The following is an 18,785-nucleotide window of genomic DNA, read 5'->3' as shown; positions in this document are numbered from 1 at the left end:
GTGCAGCCTCAGTCGCTGGCCGGACGCAGATTGCCGAACATCCTGGTGGCTTGTGCTTCACTCAGGCTGCCTCGCCAGGCGCCAGCACCGAGGTCTCGCTCGCTGGGCCGCTTCAAATGGCCTGCCTCCAGCCGTGTAAAGCCCTGAGTCGGTCGTTGTTTGAAGTGGAAGTGGGCATACCAGACAGGCTGCTTGGTCCGCTTGTCATCCACCCGATACTCTTCCAGGTATTCGATAGGTTTACCTTTGCGATCCACTTTCGGTTTCAGAATACGCGACCAGACTATTTCAACTTCCTCCTGTTCCAGCAGGTAATCCAAGTGCCAGACTGAGGGCCTGCCGGTCGCCTTGGTTTGCTCGATGCGCAGCCTGCGCCCCAGTGCGTCCATTTCGTCGGCGTTCGAGCCCAGCCTATTGACCAAGGCATCATGCTCAGGGGTGATCGATGGGCCAGCGTTCTCTCGGATCCTTTTTGCAAGGTGACGCAATTGCTGCGCGTAGCCCTGTGCGATGTCTTCAAGATCAATGGGGATCACATCCGGTGTTTTGTATTGGGGCAACCTGGCCTGTTGCCTGGGAAGGTCGCTCAGTCGAGCTGTCGCAATGTCCACAAGTTCCGGCAATGACTGCGTCGTGGCCGTGCGTGCGGGCCGGATGACCTGCCATTTTTCCGCCCCGTTCTTGGCGTAGGTGGTATGCGCCTGTTCCGAATAGGGTTGGTTGATACGCATGCGTATCTGCCCTTGATCGCTGAACTCGCTGCCGATCAGTGGTCCCTCCACCGTTTCGAACAGGCGCGGGCGGCTGGGGCCGCGATCGGGTTTGATGGTGGGGCGTTGGACAACGTTGGTGAGGTTGTCGTCGATACCCTTGATCAATTTAGCCATGAGTTGGCGGAACGCGTCAGCTCGGTCTTTTACGATCAGGGTTTGGAACGTGTCTTCCCAGGCAGTGAGTTGGTTGAGATAACTCTGGTAATGCCTTTGAGCACTGTTCAGGAAATGCCGATCCTGAGCACGGGTGAGGCCCGCCTTGGGCAATGCGATATGGCTATATAGCTTGCTGCGCAGGGCAACGCCCTGATCGTGGAAAAGCTCCATGAAGATGCCCAGGTGCACATGCTCGACAGCGCTGGCGTTGAACAAGGTCGTTGAGAGAATCGATGCCCGAGCAAGTTGTGCGCCAGCCTCATCAAACATCAAACCCGAGGCATCGGCGTTGGTTTGGTACCTGGTCAGTACGTTGCCCTGCAGCTGCTTGCGCCGGTTGTGGTGGCGAATGGCGATGCGCTCGACCACCTCCAAGGTGTCGGCCAGCTCTTGGTTCGCCGACTGCATGTCTTGCGCCAGGCGCTTGACCACTGAGGCGGGAGCCGCCTCCCCAGGCAGTGCCCGGATAGCTTCGGCTGCCTGCAGCACACGATCTTTGGCCATGAGGAAACGTCCGGCCGCCAGGTTCATGTCGAGGACACTCATTTCATTGATGTTTTCCTCGCACAGGGCAACGAACCTGGTGTAGTCCGCCCTGTTCAGCGTTGCACGTTGCTCCTTGAGGCGCGCAATGCTGCGGGCGTTGAAATCGATGTTCAGGTTGAGCTCTGCGCTCAGTTGCTGACGGGCATTGGCAATGGCGACACTTTGCGAGGTGGTCAGTTCTTGTCCATCGATGTAGGGCTGCATGGCAGACCGGTAGGCAGTCTGCTTTGCCTTCATGCGTACAACGATGCGCTTGAGCTCGTCGTTTATGTCGTGCGCCAGTTCCAGCCCGGTCAATTGTGGCGGCTGCCGGCGAAGTGCAGTGCGCCAGATCGCAATACCGTGGTCATAGAGGCTGGTAAGCACACCGCCGCCGCCTGCTAGGCCGTTTTCGACCAGCAGGCCGGTGAGCCTGCCAGGTGTTTCCCAAGTGCCCGACTCACTGAACTGCACTGCCTGACGGTAGGCGCGGGAGCCTTGTGGTTTGAGCCTCCAGGTCGCGTAGGTCGAGTCCCACTCCACGGCATACCAGATGTTGTTTCGCGAAATGTAGTGCTGTTCGGTTCCTGCAAGCTTGAGCACACCTGTGCCTTTCGCATGGGTGGAGGGCTGTAGCGACCCCATCGGTGGTTCGGCCTCGTATCCGGTGAATGGGTTAGGCCGCTGCTTGCGAATCCCACCCATCGGGCGAAGCGGGTCGACCCGCTGGCGCCGGAGCGTCAACTGGCGTGCCGAGGGCGCGGGTATGGTAGTGGCAGCCAGTGGTGCGAGCGAAAGGATGGCGTCGGTCAAGGACTGCAGCACGCTGACCAGGTGCTGGAGCCCTTCCTCCGCGTCGCCACGGCCAAAGGCTCGGACTGCGGCGTTCGCGGCATGCCAGCCATCGTATGCCGCGATTGCCGTTCCCGCGCCAGGCAGGAAGCAGAGCGCCAGTTTCAACCCCATGAAAAAATGATGATCGAAGGTGCCCGGTGCCGACAGCGTCAGGTCGGCCTGGCTACGTGAGGTGGCGCGGTGATTGCGGATGCGCTCGCCCATGTCGAGCCGATACTGATGCGTGGGCATGGGGTCGGTGTGTGCCGGGCCGAGCACGATGAACGTGTGGAAACCCTCTGTCAGCGCAGTCTTGATGTAGCCTTCAAGCTGGGCCGGGTCGCCAGCGTCAGCCTGCAGCGCCAGAAACTGGGCCATCTTGCCGTCTACCGCCATGCGCTGCAGCGCCTCGCAGGCCTCCTCTGCGTTTTCGTATTGGCTGATGACCTGCGCCACGGGGGCGTTCGGTAGGTAGAGCAATACGGGGCCGGTGTGGCCCTTGATCACATAAGTGTCCGAAAGCCCTACGCTATGGTTCGTGCCGTCCGCTGCCGTGCCAGGTCTGAGCATGACGGTATGGTATGCGAGGGTTCTGGGAGCCAAGAAATCGACCTGTTCCTGGCAGAATCTTTCCAGCATTTGCTGGCCATTGACGCGCAGGCTGGTCGGCCTGCTCATCACTAGCACCTTCAAGCAATTCTCATAGGGCGCACGAAGGGTTTCCTGGCACAGTTGGACTTCCCAGTCCGAGGCATCCTTGGCGCCCTGGAACATATCGACGATACGCCTTTCATAGCTGCCGGCCACGTCCAACTGCTCAATCAGCTCGGCGATGTAGGACGGCGTTACGGAAGCCTGCAGCAGGCTGTTGTCTGCGGGTTCGAACTTCACATTGGCGTTTTCCAACAGCAAGCGCCGATCATCATCCAGCGCCCAAAGCATGATTTTTTCCAGAACAACATCACGGCGTGCCTTGCTGTAGACCGGCTTGTCTCTGGAACCGGCCCCGATGAAGCCCGATTGCCCGGTAATTTCCTTCTCGACGGTGACGCTGTCGGCGATGTCGAGGATGATCTTCGGCAGCGCCTGCACCGTGAATGCGTTGCGCAAATGCTGGTGCAGCATGGTTCGCGAGAATGTTTGCTGCTCAGGCAGGTCTTTGAGCCATTTGCCCGATGCGTGCAGTGATGCCTGCAATGCTTCTATTTGTGTGGCAAGTTCGGCCCGCTGTTCGCGGTCAAGGTGCTGCAGCAGCGCCAACAGTTGCTGGATATGGTCAGTACGGTTTTGCTCCGCGAAGCGTGCCATGGCCAGTGCCCTGGCGCGGTTTTCGCTGATGCACAGGCGTTGCCTGGTTTGCTCCCGGGTCGCAACGTCAGGCAGGGCAGCGACGACAGCTTTCACGCAATCGCGCATGAAATGCGAAAGTATAGGGGTATGCTCTAACGTGACCGCAGTTGAGCTGGGCAAGGCGTCGAGCAGCTTTACATGGTCTGACGCAACGACAGACTCCAGCGGGGCGTCGGGCCATGCTCCCTGGAGCGTGGTCACCAGTTTCCGGGCAAGCTGCCACTCGTCATCGAAGGCCATGAGCCCGCCGCGTTGGCCGGGCCGGTAGAGCAGCAGCGAGTCATCCTGGGTTTCGTCATCGTCGGGGGTGGCGCGAAACGCCATGTAGCCGCACAGCTGCCACGAGTGATCACCAGCGACCAGTGTGAGGGTACTGGCTTGCACCGGGCGCAGGAGACTAGGCTCAGGTCTGTCGACGAGCTTCTCGATCCACCCCAGGTGAGTGGCCGAAAGTTCACCCAGGGTGCTCTGCAAACCCGCCTCCTTCAGCAGGGCCTGGCACAGCTTTTCGCTGATCTGCTCTTCCAGCGTTTCTTCTGCCTTGAGCACCTGCAGCTGCGCCGAGGTTACCTGATCGGGTAGTTCAAGCAGCAGGAGGTCCAGTTCGTCCTGCAACTGGTCCAGCTGTTCCTGGCATTCTCGCAACAGGGTGAACTTGGTCGAGGCAGGTGTTGTTTCCTCCTCCAGGTACTGCTTCAGCAGCGTCTCCTGTTGCGCGATCTGTTCCTGCCGCCAGGCCGATGGCAGGTATTGCGCCAGATGGGCGAAGTGGACCTCCTCTTGCGCCATTGCAGTATCAGTCGCGGTCACGGCCTCGATGTCAGCTTCTGTCGTGGGCGGGAGGGTTTCCAGAATGATCGAACTGCGCTTGGCCTCCCAGTGCTGCAAGTCGCTCCAGTCCAGCGGGTCGGTTTCACTTTTCTCACAGGCCTGGACCAGCAGGTGGTCGGAAATTGCCTGGCATTGTCGTACATGGTCTTCCAGCAGCGCGTTGAAGCCATCGGCTTCAATCTGGGTGACGATCACGTTGTCGCGTGTGCCGGTGGCGATGGGCGACCTTGGGTCCGACCAGAACCAGGAACGATTGAGCAGAATCCAGTCGCGCATAGGCTCAAGGCCGTCGAAGCGCAGGATGGCGTTGTTGATACCCGGTATATAGATCAGCCAACGTGAATCACCGGGTTGCGGCGCCAGCGCCAGTGCAACGGTACTGGTCAGCAGGGTTCCGGTCGGCAGTCGCCATTGCAGTTGCGCGTGGCTGAGCTCAGGTCCTCGGCCTTGGGTCCAGGTGTCGATCCCCAGCTTGCCGATGCCGAACGCGATATCCAGGCTGCTCAGGAAGTGTTGGCGCAGCAAGCCACTTGCGTGTTTTTGCCGCGAGATGGCGGTACCGGGCATTCGACCTTCCCAGTACTTGCGGTCGGCCTGCAGGCTTAGCGCATTCACGACCGGGTTGAGGTCGATGATCCAGTCTGTAGCGGTCCATTCAGAGCGTTGCGTCGAGTCGTCGAAGCCCCAGGTGGACCACGCGGAGAAGGCATTGCCGAGCGCCGGGCTGGCAAGCAGGCGAGCGGCGAAGGTCAGCAGGGTCACTTGCCGGCCATCGTGGCGCAGGCCGCAGGCTTCGGGGTCGGTGTCGAGGTGGGCGTGCAAGGTGGCACGCAGCGCATGCTGCAAGGTGGGGGCGCCAGCCAGCAGCCGGCGCAGCTCTTTGGTAGCCTGCTGCAATGCTGGCTTGGCAGCCTCCAGCAGATTACTCCTGCCGGCCAGCTGTTGCTCGACAGTATCCGAATCGGTTAGCGCTAATGCCTGGACGTTGGCGATTTGACTGCTTTCGGGAGTGGGCATGGGCAATGGTCTCTTTGAGGTTGCACGGTTGCAGATGCCTCATTGAAACGGTTGCCGAGTGTTGCCCGGTGGTAGATCTTTGTGTTCAGCCGATGGTGCGTTTGGGCAGGAAGGGCGGTAGGTAGAGTGCGAGGTAGGCTTCGAAAACGCGCATGCCTTCCTCTGCCATGCGAGGTGTGATCTGTTCGAACAACTGCATCGAGCGCGCATACACCCTGTCGCTCAGCTCCATGGCCAATGCGAACACATCCACATCGTCCGGCATGGCCGGTAACTGGAAATGTCGATCGAACAGGCTGTGCATGAGCTCACCCAGTTCCATGTCGTGCTGGCGGTCGGCCTGTACCACTTCGCTTAGTCCATGTTGAGCCAGGATCAACTGACGCGCTGCGGTGTCCTGGTTGTAGATGGCCAGCATGCGTTGCTCGATGAGGCGAGACAGCTCGTGCCAGGTGGTGAACGCGCGGCTATCGATGGGCGCGCTCAGGGCTTCGCGAAACGCCCGGTGCACATCCGCAGTTAGCGCTTCGAGCAGGGCCGGCACGCTGGCGAAAAAGTGGTACACCGACGAAGGCGGAATCTGCGCCCGCTCGGCCACGCTGTAGATCGACAACGCGGCCACCCCTTGCCCCGCCAGCAGCTCGCGTGCCGCCGCCAGGATCGCTTCGATCCTGGCCTGGCTGCTGGCGCGCGGCTTGCGCGGGGTGGCGCTGCGGGTCATTAGTTGCTGATCGCCAGGATGCTGGCCTGGTAGGCACCCACGAACAAGTCGAAGTCGCCGACCTCTTGCTGCTCCAGGCGCGATTGCTCGGCCAGCGAGTCGCGGGCCAGGGTCTCGTAGGCCTGCTGGCGCTCGGCGGGCAGCGGTTGCTCGCGGAAGGTCTGGGCATGAATGCGGCTCTGGCGCAGCGAGAACTGCACGAAGCTTTCGTCATGCTCGGTCATGCGGGCCAGTACCTGGGCCGATGGGGTCAGCGAGGCGTCGTCGACCTTGGCCTGTTGCGCCTCCAGGGCCTTGGCATGTTCATCGCTGCCGTGGGCCTGGTCGAGCAACTCGGCCAGCTGGCCAATGCGTCCGATCAGTTCGGTGGCCCAGGCTTTCAGTGTGATCGGCTGGCCATCACGGTGCAGTTCAAGGCCGGGGCGACGGCCTTCCTTGACCACGGTGAGGAAGTTGCTGGTGCACTGGCCGCATTCGCCGTTGTCCAGTTGCGGGCTGTCTTCCAGCGCGCAGAACAGCAGGAACGCATCGAGGAAACGCGCCTCGGCCAGGTCGATGCCGACCGGCAGGAACGGGTTGATGTCCAGGCAGCGCACTTCCACATACTGCACGCCGCGCGAGGTCAGGGCCTGGATCGGTCGCTCGCCGGTGTAGGTGACGCGCTTGGGGCGGATGTTCGAGTAGTACTCGTTCTCGATCTGCAGGATGTTGGTGTTCAGTTGCACCCACTCGCCATCGACATGGGTGCCGATCTCGACATAGGGCGGGTAGGGCGTACCGACGGCCTTGCGCAGGCTGTCGGTGTAGCTGTCCAGGTTGTTGTAGCAGGGCGTAAGGCCCGCCTGGGCGTTGCTCTGGTAACCCAGGTCGCTCATGCGCAAGCTGGTGGCGTAGGGCAGGAACAGGGTGTCGGCATCCAGCTCTTCGAGCTGGTGCGGGCGGCCGCGCAGGAAGCCTTTGTCCAGTGCCGGCGAAGCGCCGAACAGGTACATCAGCAGCCAGCTGTAGCGGCGGAAGTTGCGGATCAGCGCGATATAGGCCGAGGACTGGTAGTCGCGGTCGCCTTCGGTGCTGCCTTCGGCATCGCGCAGCAGTGGCCACAGCGCTTCGGGCAGCGAGAAGTTGTAATGGATACCGGCGATGCACTGCATGGTGCGGCCGTAGCGCAGGGCCAGGCCCTTGCGGTAGACGTGCTTGAGCTTGCCGATATTGGACGTACCGTACTCGCCGATCGGGATGTCCTCCTCGGCCGGCAGCGTGCACGGCATCGACGGGCTCCACAGGTATTCGTCGCCCAGCTTGCTGTAGACGAAGCGGTGAGTCTGTTCGAGGTTCTCGAGCACCTTGGCCGGGTCGGCCAGGGCCGGGGTGATGAACTCCAGCAGCGACTCGGAATAATCGGTGGTGATCTGCTCGTTGGTCAGCGCCGAACCCAGCGCTACCGGGTGTGGAGTCTGAGCCAGGCGACCTTCGTCGGTTACGCGCAGGCATTCGCGCTCAATACCGTGCAGGCACTGCTCGAGCAGGGGAAGATTGGCGCCGAGCAGGCTCAGGCGGCGGTTGAGGAGGTCGCTCAAGATGGATTCCTTCACGCGTCAGTCGCCCCAATATGGGGGTAGCGTTGACGGTCTACAAGGGTAGTTGGAAAAGGAACTGGCGTTGTCGCCTGGGTTACGCGGTTCCGGCGCCGAATTCGGGGCCGCTTTGCGGCCCATCGCCGGCAAGCCGGCTCCCACAGGAGGTCAGCGGTCAACCTTGTGGGAGCCGGCTTGCCGGCGATGGGACGCAAAGTTGCCCCCAGATGCTGCCAAAAATACCGTAGATAACGCTTGGTGGGCTAGAGAACCGCGAAGGTTCCTTGTGCTTTTGCCACCAGTTTGTCGCCTTGGACTACGTCGGCGTCGACCACCAGGGTGCGGCGCCCGGCGTGCAGCACGCGGGCGTTGCACAGCACGTCGCCTTCGCTGACGGCGCGCAGGTAGTTGATCTTGCACTCGATGGTCACGCTCTGTTGGTCGAAGCCATGGCTGGCCGAGCAGGCCAGGCCCATGGCGATGTCCACCAGGCTGAAGATCGCCCCGCCGTGCAGCTTCTGGCCGCGGTTGCGCAGATGCGGCTCGAGCGCCAGGGCCACCTCGGCAACGCCTGTGTCCAGGCGTTGCACGCGGCAGCCAAGCAGCTGGCTGTAAGCGCTCTCGACAAGTTCCTTGGGGATTTCCATCATTTCTTCTTCAGCTGCTTGGCGTTGGCGAACAGCGAGGCCATGGCATTGTTGGCCGGTGCTGCGGGGGCTGTTTCACGCTGACGCGGCGCCTGCTGCGCGCGGTTGCCACCGTTGCCACGGTTGCCGCCGCGGTTACCTTCGACCTTTTCGCCCGGCGTGTCGCTCATGCGCATGGACAGGCCAACGCGTTTGCGCGCAATGTCCACTTCCATGACCTTGACCTTGACCACGTCACCGGCCTTGACCGCTTCGCGTGGGTCCTTGATGAACTTCTCCGACAGCGCCGAAATGTGCACCAGGCCGTCCTGGTGCACGCCGATGTCGACGAAGGCACCGAAGTTGGTGACGTTGGTGACCACCCCCTCGAGGATCATGCCCGGTTCCAGGTCCTTGAGGTCTTCGACGCCGTCCTGGAAGGTGGCGGTCTTGAACTCGGGACGCGGGTCGCGGCCAGGTTTGTCCAGTTCCTGCAGGATGTCGGTGACAGTCGGCAGGCCGAAGGATTCGTCGGTGAAGCGTTTCGGGTCGAGTCGCTTGAGGAAGCCGCTGTCGCCGATCAGCGAGCGGATGTCACGCTCGGTATCGGCGGCGATGCGTTGCACCAGCGGGTAGGCCTCCGGGTGCACGGCCGAGGCGTCCAGCGGGTTGTCGCCGTTCATCACGCGCAGGAAGCCTGCAGCCTGCTCGAAGGTTTTCTCGCCCAGGCGGCTGACTTTCTTCAGCGCGGCGCGGGTGGCGAACGGGCCGTTGGCGTCGCGGTGGGCGACGATGTTCTGCGCCAAGGTGCTGTTGAGGCCGGAGATGCGGGTCAGCAGGGCCACCGAGGCGGTATTGACGTCCACCCCCACGGCGTTCACGCAGTCCTCGACCACGGCGTCCAGGCCACGGGCCAGCTTCATTTGCGACACGTCGTGCTGGTACTGGCCGACACCGATGGATTTCGGGTCGATCTTCACCAACTCGGCGAGCGGGTCCTGCAGGCGGCGGGCGATCGACACCGCGCCACGGATCGACACGTCCAGGTCCGGGAACTCGCGGGCGGCCAGTTCCGACGCCGAATACACCGATGCGCCGGCTTCCGAGACCATGATCTTGGTGATCTTCAGGGCTGGGTACTTCTTCACCAGCTCAGCCACCAGCTTGTCGCTTTCACGGCTGGCGGTGCCGTTGCCGATGGCGATCAGCTCCACCGAGTGCTTGGCGCACAGGGCGGCGAGAATGGAAATGGTGCGATCCCAGTCGTTTTTCGGCGCGTGCGGGTAGACCGTGGTGTAGTCCAGCAGCTTGCCGGTGGCATCGACCACGGCGACCTTGCAGCCGGTGCGCAGGCCCGGGTCGAAGCCCAGGGTGGCGCGCGGGCCGGCCGGTGCGGCCAGCAGCAGGTCGTGCAGGTTGTGGGCGAAGACGTTGATCGCCTCGCCTTCGGCGTTGTCGCGCAGCTCGCCGAACAAGTCGGTTTCCAGGTGGGTGTACAGCTTGACCTTCCAGGTCCAGCGCACCACCTCGGCCAGCCACTTGTCAGCAGGGCGGCTGCGGTTTTCCAGGCCGAAGTGGCCGGCGATCATCACCTCGCACGGGTGCAGGGTGCCAGGCAGCTCTTCGCCGACTTTCAGCGATGCGCTCAGCACGCCTTCGTTGCGCCCGCGGAAAATCGCCAGGGCGCGGTGCGACGGCGCGTTGCGCAGCAGCTCGTCGTGGGCGAAGTAGTCGCGGAACTTGGCGCCTTCTTCTTCCTTGCCAGCCACCACGCGTGCGCTGAGCACCGCATCGTGCTTGAGGAAGCTGCGCAGCTTGTCGAGCAAGGCGGCGTCTTCGGCGAAGCGCTCCATGAGGATGTACTTGGCACCCTCCAGCGCGGCCTTGACGTCGGCCACGCCCTTGTCGGCGTCGACGAAACGCGCGGCTTCGCTCTCCGGGGTCAGCTGCGGGTCGTTGAACAGGCCGTCGGCCAGCGCGCCAAGGCCGGCTTCCAGGGCGATCTGACCCTTGGTGCGGCGCTTTTGCTTGTACGGCAGGTAGAGGTCTTCGAGGCGGGTCTTGGTGTCGGCCAGCTTGATCTCGCGGGCCAGCTCCGGGGTCAGCTTGCCCTGTTCCTCGATGCTGGACAGGATGCTGGCGCGGCGGTCGTCGAGCTCGCGCAGGTAGCGCAGACGCTCTTCCAGGTGGCGCAGCTGGGTGTCGTCCAGGCTGCCGGTCACTTCCTTGCGGTAACGGGCGATGAAGGGCACGGTCGAGCCTTCGTCCAACAAGCCCACGGCCGCTTCGACCTGCTGCGGGCGAACGCCCAGTTCCTCGGCGATACGGCTGTTGATGCTGTCCATGTGAACCACCTGACAAGGATTGAAAACCGCGCATTATACCGATCGAAACCGGCTTGCGGTGATAGCGCCAGGCCAGCGCCCGTGGCCAGGAACTGGCGCCCGGGGAAAAATCTGCTAACAATGCTCACGTCACGCAGGGTAATGGCTACGCCATAATGCGCGGCGATATCAGAGGAGTTATTCATGACTGGCACCCCCAACACCGCTGAAGGTGACAAGATTCTCATCGTCGACGACGACCCGGGGCTCAGCAGCCTGCTGGAACGTTTCTTCACCAGCAAGGGCTATCGCGCCCGTGCGGTCCCCAACACCGAACAGATGGACCGCCTGCTGCAGCGCGAGGTGTTCAACCTGGTGGTGCTCGACCTGATGCTGCCGGGTGAAGACGGCCTGTCCGCGTGCAAGCGTCTGCGCCAGTCGAACAACCAGATCCCGATCATCATGCTCACCGCCAAGGGCGACGAACTCAGCCGTATCAAGGGCCTGGAACTGGGCGCCGACGATTACCTGGGCAAGCCGTTCAACCCCGACGAGCTGATGGCGCGGGTCAAGGCCGTGCTGCGTCGCCAGGCGCCCAGCGTGCCGGGGGCTCCGGGCAGCGAGGACGAATCGGTCACTTTCGGCGACTACGAACTGTCCCTGGCCACCCGCGAACTCAAGCGCGGTGACGAAGTGCACATGCTCACCACCGGTGAGTTCGCCGTGCTCAAGGCGCTGGTCATGCATGCCCGCGAACCGCTGACCCGCGACAAGCTGATGAACCTGGCCCGGGGTCGCGAGTGGGACGCGCTGGAGCGCTCCATCGACGTCCAGATTTCGCGCCTGCGCCGCATGATCGAGCCGGACCCGTCCAAGCCACGCTACATCCAGACGGTCTGGGGCGTGGGTTATGTGTTCGTCCCAGACGGTAACGCTGGCAAATGATGCTGCACCGTCGATGAAGACACCGCTGTGGTTCCCGCAGAGTTTCTTTGCCCGCACCTTGTGGCTGGTGCTGATCGTCGTCCTGTTTTCCAAGGCGTTGACCCTGGTCTACCTGTTGATGAACGAGGATGTGCTGGTCGATCGTCAGTACAGCCACGGCGTAGCGCTGACCTTGCGCGCCTATTGGGCCGCCGATGAAGAAAACCGCGACAAGATCGCCGAGGCCGCGGGCCTTATCCGGGTGACCGGCTCTGGCGTACCTGAAGGCGAGCAGCACTGGCCATACAGCGAGATCTACCAACGGCAGATGCAGGCTGAGCTGGGTGAAGACACCGAAGTGCGTCTGCGCATTCACGCGCCGCCCGCATTGTGGGTCAACGCACCGAGCCTGGGGCCTGGCTGGCTGAAAGTACCGCTGTATCCCCATCCGCTGCGCGGGCAGAAGATCTGGAACGTACTGGGCTGGTTCCTGGCCATCGGCCTGTTGTCCACCGCCTCGGCGTGGATCTTCGTGCGTCAGCTCAACCAGCCGCTCAAGCGCTTGGTGTTCGCCGCTCGCCAGTTGGGCCAGGGGCGCAGTGTGCGTCTGCCGATCAGCGACACGCCCAGCGAGATGACCGAGGTTTACCGGGCCTTCAACCAGATGGCCGAGGATGTCGAGCAGGCCGGGCGTGAGCGAGAGCTGATGCTGGCTGGGGTTTCCCACGATTTGCGCACACCCCTTACGCGCTTGCGCTTGTCCTTGTCCTTGCTGGGCAGCGACAGCGAGCTGAGCGACGACATGGTGCGCGACATCGAGGACATGGACGCCATTCTCGACCAGTTCCTGGCGTTCATCCGCGATGGCCGTGACGAACCGGTGGAGGAGGTCGACCTGGCCGACCTGGTGCGTGAAGTGGTAGCGCCCTTCAACCAGCCGCACGAACGTGTGCGCCTGTGCTTGGAGCCGATCCCGCCGTTCCCGCTGCGCCGGGTGTCGCTCAAGCGCATGCTGGGCAACCTGATCGGCAATGCCCTGCACCACGCGGGCAAGGGTGTCGAGGTGGCGGCCTATGTGTCGGGTGACGAGAGTGCGCCGTATGTGGTGCTCAGTGTGCTTGACCGGGGCGCTGGGATCGACGAGTCGGAGCTGGAGACCATCTTCAACCCGTTCATTCGCGGGGACCGTGCCCGGGGTGGCAAGGGCACCGGGCTGGGGCTGGCGATCGTCAAGCGGATTGCGGCGCAGCATGGCGGCAATGTGGAGCTGCGCAATCGGTCCGGTGGTGGGATCGAGGCGCGGGTGAGGTTGCCGTTGGGGTTGCTGCTGCCGCGCAATGCTGTGTGATTTCTGGGGCCGCTTTGCGGCCCTTTCGCGACACAAGGCCGCTCCTACAGGTTTGCGCGATCCGGGTAGGAGCGGCCTTGTGTCGCGAAAGGGCGGCGGAGCAGCCCCAGAGTCTCAGCCTTTACCCTTGGTCCGTGTCTGATTCGGCCCGCCATTCTTCTCCAGATGCTCGATGATCATCCCAGCCACGTTCTTGCCGGTGGTCACCTCGATCCCCTCCAGCCCCGGCGAGGAGTTCACCTCCATCACCAACGGCCCATGGTTCGAGCGCAGGATATCCACACCCGCCACGCTCAAGCCCATCACCTTTGCCGCACGAATCGCAGTGATCCGCTCTTCAGGGGTGATCTTGATCAGGCTGGCGACGCCGCCCCGGTGCAGGTTCGAGCGAAACTCCCCTGGCTTGGCCTGACGCTTCATCGAAGCAATCACCTTGTCTCCCACCACGAAGCAGCGAATGTCGGCACCGCCGGCTTCCTTGATGTACTCCTGAACCATGATGTTCTGCTTCAGGCCCATGAACGCCTCGATCACCGACTCGGCCGCCTGGGTTGTCTCGCACAGCACCACGCCGATGCCTTGGGTGCCTTCGAGCACCTTGATCACCAAAGGCGCGCCATTGACCATCTGGATCAGGTCCGGGATGTCGTCCGGCGAGTGGGCAAAACCGGTTATCGGCAGGCCGATACCGCGCCGCGACAGCAGCTGCAACGAGCGCAACTTGTCCCGGGAGCGGGCGATGGCCACCGACTCGTTGAGCGGGTACACGCCCATCATTTCGAACTGGCGCAACACCGCGCAGCCGTAGAAAGTCACCGAGGCGCCAATACGTGGAATCACCGCGTCGAAGCCCTCGAGCGGCTTGCCCCGGTAATGGATCTGCGGCTTGTGGCTGGCGATGTTCATGTAGGCCCGCAGGGTATCGATCACTACCATTTCATGGCCACGCTGGATACCGGCTTCGACCAGGCGGCGGGTGGAATACAGACGCGGGTTGCGCGACAGCACAGCGATCTTCATGCAGCACCTGTGACAGGAGAAAGAGTGGCCGGAAAAGCCGGTTTGTCTTGAACGTACTTGAGGCCAGGGTTGACTACCAGCTGGCCGTGAATCAGCGCCTTGGAACCGAGCAGCAGGCGATAACGCATGCTCTTGCGACAAGCGAGGGTAAATTCGACTTCCCACACGCGGTCGCCCAGCGCCAGCGAGGTGCGGATGACGTAGCGGGTCTGGGCCTGGCCATTGGAGCTCTTGATGGTCTTCATGGTGACCAGTGGGGCCTCGCAACGACGATGCCGTAACTGCACCACCGAACCCAGGTGGGCGGTGAAACGCACCCAGGCTTCGCCGTCGCGCTCGAACGGCTCGACCTCGGTGGCGTGAAGGCTGGAGGTGCTGGCGCCGGTGTCGATCTTGGCGCGCAGGCCCGCCACCCCGAGGTCGGGCAAGGCGACCCACTCGCGCAGGCCGATCACAGTCAGATGGTCAAATGTCTTCACGAAGCACACCCTGAGAATAAGGTGGTGAACTGTAAGCACGGCGCGATCTTTTTGCATCCGATCGTTACGGTAGTACAGTTCGATGAAAGACAGTGTTCGAGGTAACGGGATGGCACAAAAAGCCGAAGACGACGACAAGGTTCGCCTGGATAAGTGGCTGTGGGCGGCGCGCTTCTACAAGACGCGAGCGCTGGCCAAGGCGGCGATCGAAAGCGGCAAGGTGCATTGCCGGGGCGAACGTTGCAAGCCTGGGAAGGAGCCGCGGGTAGGTGACGAGTTCGTCCTGCGCACCGGCTTCGACGAGCGCACGGTGGTGGTCAAGGCGCTGTCGGTGGTGCGCAGGGGCGCGCCGGAGGCCCAGACGCTGTATGTAGAAACCCAGGACAGTGTGCGCCGCCGTGAGCAGGCGGCAGAGATGCGCAAGGCCGGCGCCATGGGTGTGACGACCGATGGCCGGCCGAACAAGAAGCAGCGGCGGCAGATCCATCAGCTGCATGGCAGTTTCGATTGAGCGGGCGCCCACACTACCCGCGTCGCCCTCGATCCCTGTGGGAGCCGGCTTGCCGGCGATAGGGCTGCAGCGCAGCCCCGACGTTGATGCCACTTGGAAAACAGCGCATCAACCACCACATAGGCATCAGGCCTGTGGCACAGCCACTCGTCGAAAGTCATGCGCAACATCTGGCCAAATGGCCATAACCAGAAACACTGTAGAGCGATGGTTGCCGCGTGCGGTATCTCGCATGTCCGTGTAATCATTTAGACACCCTTTTCAGATAGCCGAAACCTATGAGCGACTTGCCGGATACCGATTTCACCCAACGTTTCATCTTCGACGACCGCGACATCCGCGGCGAGTGGGTGGCACTCGATGACAGCTACGCTGCGGTGTTGGCGCGTCACCAATACCCGCAGCCAGTGGCTGCACTGCTCGGCGAGCTGATGGCCGCTACGGCTTTGCTGGTAGGCGCGATGAAGTTCGACGGCCTGCTGATCCTGCAGGCGCGGTCGGCCGGGCCGGTCCCGCTGCTGATGGTGGAGTGCTCCAGCGAACGCGACATCCGTGGCATGGCCCGCTACGAAGCCGAGCAGATCCCTGCCGATGCAACGCTGGCGCAGCTGATGCCCGACGGTCACCTGACCCTGACCATCGACCCGGTCAAAGGCCAGCGCTACCAGGGTACTGTCGACCTCGACGGCGCCAACCTGTCGGAATGCTTCACCAATTACTTCGTCCAGTCGCAGCAGACCAATACGCGCTTCTGGCTCAATGCCGAAGGCGGAAAGTCGCGCGGTCTGTTGCTGCAACAGCTGCCGATCGATCGCGAGCGTGACGAAGAAGACCGTGAAAACAGCTGGCAGCACGTGGTTGCCCTGGCCAGCACGTTGAAGGCCCAAGAGTGGGCCGAAGACAACGAAACCCTGCTGCACCGCCTGTACCACGAAGACGCCGTGCGCCTGTTCGACATCCAGTCACTGCGCTTCAATTGCAGCTGTTCGCGCGAACGTTCCGGCAATGCGCTGGTCAGTCTTGGCGAACACGATGCCAAGCAGCTGGTGGAGGAGTGTGGCGGCAAGGTGGAGATCGATTGTCAGTTCTGCAATGAGCGCTATTTCTTCGATGCCAACGATGTTGCGCAACTCTTTGCCGGCGGCGGCACAGACACGGCCTCAGAAACTCGCCACTGAAACGGTTAATCACAGGTAAATCTCCTGTCTAATTGCGCAAAAGCGCGGTTACGACAGGAGGGGCCTACTTTTTTTGGGCGTTTCTGGCATAATCCGGCCACTTTTTTCGCTGTAGTAGTTTTTTTTAGACAACTACAAAACGTTTGGAGCACTCGGCCTCGGGCCGGATGGGGTATCTCATGACGCAAGCCAACAACACCGTGTACACCGACCTGAGCGTCGATGAGCTGGTAAAAGAAGCGCTGCAACGCGGTGAAGGCGTGCTCGCCGATACTGGCGCGCTGGTAGTCGAGACTGGCCACCGTACTGGCCGTTCGCCGGCTGACCGTTTCATCGTCGAAGAACCGTCCACCCAGGACGCCATCGCCTGGGGCCCGATCAACCGCAAGTTCCCGGCCGACAAGTTCGATGCCCTGTGGGACCGCGTCGAGGCGTTCAACAACGCCCAGGATCACTTCGTTTCCTACGTTCACGTAGGTGCTGCCGCCGAGCACTACCTGCCGGTGAAGATGACCACCCAGACCGCCTGGCAGAACCTGTTCGGCCGTTGCCTGTTCATCAACCCGGAGCAGTTCAACCCGGCTGGCCGCGACCAGTGGCAGATCCTCAACGTCGCCAACTTCGTGTGCGAACCTGAGCGTGACGGCACCAACTCCGATGGCTGCGTGATCATCAACTTCGCCAAGAAGAAGGTGCTGATCGCTGGCATGCGTTACGCCGGTGAAATGAAGAAAGCCATGTTCTCGGTGCAGAACTTCCTGCTGCCGGCCGCTGACGTGCTGCCAATGCACTGCGCAGCCAACATTGGCGAAGAAGGCGATGTAACCCTGTTCTTCGGTCTGTCCGGCACCGGCAAGACCACCCTGTCGGCCGACGAAAGCCGTTACCTGATCGGTGACGACGAGCACGGTTGGGGCGAAGGCGTTGTCTTCAACATGGAAGGCGGCTGCTACGCCAAGTGCATCGACCTGTCCGAGAAGAACGAGCCGGTCATCTGGAAAGCCATCAAGCATGGCGCAGTGCTGGAAAACGTCGTCCTCGACGGCAACAAGCACGCCGACTACGCCGATGTCAGCCTGACCCAGAACAGCCGCGCTGCCTACCCACTGGAGCACGTCGCCAAGCGCGCCGAAGCCAACCTGGGCGGCGAGCCGAACGCAGTCATCTTCCTGACTTGCGACCTGACCGGTGTTCTGCCTCCGGTTTCGATCCTGAACAACGAGCAGGCGGCCTACCACTTCCTGTCCGGCTACACCGCGCTGGTCGGTTCCACTGAAATGGGTTCGGGCGGCGGCATCAAGTCGACCTTCTCCACCTGCTTCGGCGCACCGTTCTTCCCGCGCCCGGCTGGCGAGTACGCCGAGCTGCTGATCAAGCGTATCAACGCCTTCGGCTCCAAGGTCTACCTGGTCAACACCGGCTGGACCGGCGGTGGCTACGGCGTCGGCAAGCGCTTCAGCATCCCGACCACCCGTGGCGTGATCGCGGCGATCCAGAGCGGTGCTCTGATCGGTGCCGAGACCGAGCACCTGGACATCATCAACCTGGACGTGCCGAAGGCCGTTCCGGGCGTCGAGACTGAGCTGCTCAACCCGCGCAACACCTGGGCTGACAAAGCTGCCTACGACGAAGCTGCCAAAGGCCTGGCCAAGCTGTTCACCGAGAACTTCAAGAAGTTCGACGTGTCCGACGCCATCAAGGCCGCTGGCCCACAGCTGTAAGCTGAGCCAGTTGCAACGAGAAAGCCGCCCCTTGGGGCGGCTTTTTTGTGTGCTCAAGGCCATTGCTGTCTGGCGTGCAGGATGCGGATGACTTCTACGTATTCCTCCATAACCCGAAAGACCATCACGTAGTTGGGATGAATTACAATTTCCCTTGTTCCGGGAAATCTGCCCGCTCTGTACAGGTAAGGACTGAGGGCTGCTCGCCTGGCCTTTTCGTCGAAGCGTTCGTCCTCTGCCAGAGCGGCCTGGGGATTGTCTTGGGCAATATGCTCCATGATGCGCAAACGGTCATTGCACGCCATGGCGCGCCACGTCAGGCGCATCAGCGGATTCTGGCTTTGAGTTCGGCACGGCGGGCTGCGAACAACTGCTGTACCTCCTCATCCTCCAACGAGGGCGTTGGGTCTTGCAGGCTGGCGTCGACCTGTTCGGCAAACCAGGCATCGTAGGCAGCTGCTTCATGGGCTCGCCTCAACGCCTGTGCACGATCGGGACGCTGGTAGGTACTTGTCTGATCGCGGTCGAAGGCAGAGGTATCGACTTCGAAGTGATCAATACCGATGTCGAGCAGATAGGTCACCAGCGTTTCGAACTTTTTGAACAGCCGCACGTTTCCACTTCGCTGGGCAACGAGCACATGTTCCTGATGGTTGACGTCAACCTGGATTGCCCATCCTCCAGGTTGACCAACGATGTGGGTGGCAAGGACACTGCCGCATGCCACCATTCGGCTCAGGTTGGCATGGTCTAATTGATGGGTTGGCATCGGGGCATTTCTCGGTTTCATCGGGATGCACCATGCTATGCAATCTATAGTTGATTGCGACTATAGTTCTTCCTGTCTTGCTGTGGGAAGCTTCCTCACGGTGT

14 protein-coding genes are annotated in these 18,785 nt (G+C 62.0%); 5 read left to right on the top strand and 9 right to left on the bottom strand.

Annotated elements, in window-relative coordinates; genetic code table 11:
* Positions 1 to 8: 8 nt before the first annotated feature.
* From ACIPZG_RS11105 to ACIPZG_RS11085, 5 genes are all read right to left on the bottom strand, one after another.
* Positions 9 to 5,486 carry a hypothetical protein gene (locus ACIPZG_RS11105; RefSeq protein WP_400713469.1) on the bottom strand — a complete coding sequence of 1,826 codons (5,478 nt, stop codon included), beginning with the start codon at positions 5,484 to 5,486 and terminating at the stop codon, positions 9 to 11.
* A gap of 85 nt (positions 5,487 to 5,571) precedes the next feature.
* Positions 5,572 to 6,207 carry a TetR/AcrR family transcriptional regulator gene (locus ACIPZG_RS11100; protein ID WP_400713467.1) on the bottom strand — a complete coding sequence of 212 codons (636 nt, stop codon included), beginning with the start codon at positions 6,205 to 6,207 and terminating at the stop codon, positions 5,572 to 5,574.
* Positions 6,207 to 7,784, bottom strand: a complete 1,578-nt coding sequence (gene gshA / locus ACIPZG_RS11095; protein WP_400713464.1) for a glutamate--cysteine ligase — start codon at positions 7,782 to 7,784, stop codon at positions 6,207 to 6,209. Before gshA ends, ACIPZG_RS11100 begins: the two co-directional genes overlap by 1 nt.
* Before the next feature lie 260 nt (positions 7,785 to 8,044).
* Positions 8,045 to 8,428: a PaaI family thioesterase gene (locus tag ACIPZG_RS11090; RefSeq protein WP_400713461.1), complete on the bottom strand. Its 384-nt coding sequence runs from the start codon at positions 8,426 to 8,428 to the stop codon at positions 8,045 to 8,047.
* Positions 8,428 to 10,752, bottom strand: a complete 2,325-nt coding sequence (locus ACIPZG_RS11085; RefSeq protein ID WP_400713458.1) for a Tex family protein — start codon at positions 10,750 to 10,752, stop codon at positions 8,428 to 8,430. The genes ACIPZG_RS11090 and ACIPZG_RS11085 overlap by 1 nt, the downstream gene beginning before the upstream one ends.
* Positions 10,753 to 10,935: 183 nt before the next feature.
* On the opposite strand from ACIPZG_RS11085, the gene ompR reads away from it, so the two are divergent.
* Positions 10,936 to 11,676, top strand: a complete 741-nt coding sequence (gene ompR, locus ACIPZG_RS11080) for a two-component system response regulator OmpR (RefSeq protein WP_008099008.1) — start codon at positions 10,936 to 10,938, stop codon at positions 11,674 to 11,676.
* Positions 11,677 to 11,689: 13 nt separating this feature from the next.
* Positions 11,690 to 13,003 (top strand): ATP-binding protein, encoded by a 1,314-nt coding sequence (locus tag ACIPZG_RS11075; protein WP_400638779.1) that lies wholly within the window; start codon positions 11,690 to 11,692, stop codon positions 13,001 to 13,003.
* 114 nt (positions 13,004 to 13,117) lie between these two features.
* On the opposite strand, the gene rimK is transcribed toward ACIPZG_RS11075, so the two are convergent.
* Together rimK and ACIPZG_RS11065 are read right to left on the bottom strand one after the other, a co-directional pair.
* Positions 13,118 to 14,023 (bottom strand): 30S ribosomal protein S6--L-glutamate ligase, encoded by a 906-nt coding sequence (rimK, locus tag ACIPZG_RS11070; RefSeq protein ID WP_008099005.1) that lies wholly within the window; start codon positions 14,021 to 14,023, stop codon positions 13,118 to 13,120.
* Positions 14,020 to 14,502, bottom strand: coding sequence for an ATP-dependent zinc protease (locus ACIPZG_RS11065; RefSeq protein WP_400713455.1), 483 nt, complete (start codon positions 14,500 to 14,502; stop codon positions 14,020 to 14,022). Before ACIPZG_RS11065 ends, rimK begins: the two co-directional genes overlap by 4 nt.
* Positions 14,503 to 14,611: 109 nt before the next feature.
* On the opposite strand from ACIPZG_RS11065, the gene ACIPZG_RS11060 reads away from it, so the two are divergent.
* The 3 genes from ACIPZG_RS11060 (at position 14,612) to ACIPZG_RS11050 (ending at position 17,912) form a co-directional block, all read left to right on the top strand.
* Complete coding sequence (locus tag ACIPZG_RS11060; protein WP_400713452.1) at positions 14,612 to 15,013, top strand: RNA-binding S4 domain-containing protein; 402 nt, start codon at positions 14,612 to 14,614, stop codon at positions 15,011 to 15,013.
* 278 nt (positions 15,014 to 15,291) lie between these two features.
* Entirely contained in the window at positions 15,292 to 16,191 is a 900-nt protein-coding gene (hslO, locus tag ACIPZG_RS11055) for an Hsp33 family molecular chaperone HslO (protein WP_400713449.1), read from the top strand.
* Positions 16,192 to 16,370: 179 nt separating this feature from the next.
* On the top strand, positions 16,371 to 17,912 hold the full coding sequence (locus ACIPZG_RS11050) for a phosphoenolpyruvate carboxykinase (protein ID WP_008099000.1): 1,542 nt from the start codon (positions 16,371 to 16,373) through the stop codon (positions 17,910 to 17,912).
* Positions 17,913 to 17,965: 53 nt separating this feature from the next.
* Here the strand turns inward: ACIPZG_RS11050 and ACIPZG_RS11045 are convergent, their stop codons facing one another.
* On the bottom strand, positions 17,966 to 18,238 hold the full coding sequence (locus ACIPZG_RS11045) for a type II toxin-antitoxin system RelE/ParE family toxin (protein WP_400713446.1): 273 nt from the start codon (positions 18,236 to 18,238) through the stop codon (positions 17,966 to 17,968).
* Positions 18,238 to 18,681: a hypothetical protein gene (locus ACIPZG_RS11040; protein ID WP_400713443.1), complete on the bottom strand. Its 444-nt coding sequence runs from the start codon at positions 18,679 to 18,681 to the stop codon at positions 18,238 to 18,240. Before ACIPZG_RS11040 ends, ACIPZG_RS11045 begins: the two co-directional genes overlap by 1 nt.
* Positions 18,682 to 18,785: the final 104 nt, after the last annotated feature.

It is taken from the genome of Pseudomonas sp. NPDC089395, from assembly GCF_044749525.1.
Taxonomy (GTDB): domain Bacteria; phylum Pseudomonadota; class Gammaproteobacteria; order Pseudomonadales; family Pseudomonadaceae; genus Aquipseudomonas.
The sequence above is the reverse complement of the archived record's forward strand: the minus strand, read 5'-3'. Positions and strand labels throughout refer to the sequence as shown.

Excerpts from the sequence above, each read along its gene's own strand:
- ACIPZG_RS11105 (WP_400713469.1), bottom strand. The coding sequence starts at position 5,486 with ATGCCCACTCCCGAAAGCAGTCAAATCGCCAACGTCCAGGCATTAGCG.
- ACIPZG_RS11100 (WP_400713467.1), bottom strand. The coding sequence starts at position 6,207 with ATGACCCGCAGCGCCACCCCGCGCAAGCCGCGCGCCAGCAGCCAGGCC.
- ACIPZG_RS11090 (WP_400713461.1), bottom strand. The coding sequence starts at position 8,428 with ATGGAAATCCCCAAGGAACTTGTCGAGAGCGCTTACAGCCAGCTGCTT.
- ACIPZG_RS11085 (WP_400713458.1), bottom strand. The coding sequence starts at position 10,752 with ATGGACAGCATCAACAGCCGTATCGCCGAGGAACTGGGCGTTCGCCCG.
- ompR (WP_008099008.1), top strand. The coding sequence starts at position 10,936 with ATGACTGGCACCCCCAACACCGCTGAAGGTGACAAGATTCTCATCGTC.
- ACIPZG_RS11075 (WP_400638779.1), top strand. The coding sequence starts at position 11,690 with ATGAAGACACCGCTGTGGTTCCCGCAGAGTTTCTTTGCCCGCACCTTG.
- rimK (WP_008099005.1), bottom strand. The coding sequence starts at position 14,023 with ATGAAGATCGCTGTGCTGTCGCGCAACCCGCGTCTGTATTCCACCCGC.
- ACIPZG_RS11060 (WP_400713452.1), top strand. The coding sequence starts at position 14,612 with ATGGCACAAAAAGCCGAAGACGACGACAAGGTTCGCCTGGATAAGTGG.
- hslO (WP_400713449.1), top strand. The coding sequence starts at position 15,292 with ATGAGCGACTTGCCGGATACCGATTTCACCCAACGTTTCATCTTCGAC.
- ACIPZG_RS11050 (WP_008099000.1), top strand. The coding sequence starts at position 16,371 with ATGACGCAAGCCAACAACACCGTGTACACCGACCTGAGCGTCGATGAG.
- ACIPZG_RS11045 (WP_400713446.1), bottom strand. The coding sequence starts at position 18,238 with ATGCGCCTGACGTGGCGCGCCATGGCGTGCAATGACCGTTTGCGCATC.
- ACIPZG_RS11040 (WP_400713443.1), bottom strand. The coding sequence starts at position 18,681 with ATGCCAACCCATCAATTAGACCATGCCAACCTGAGCCGAATGGTGGCA.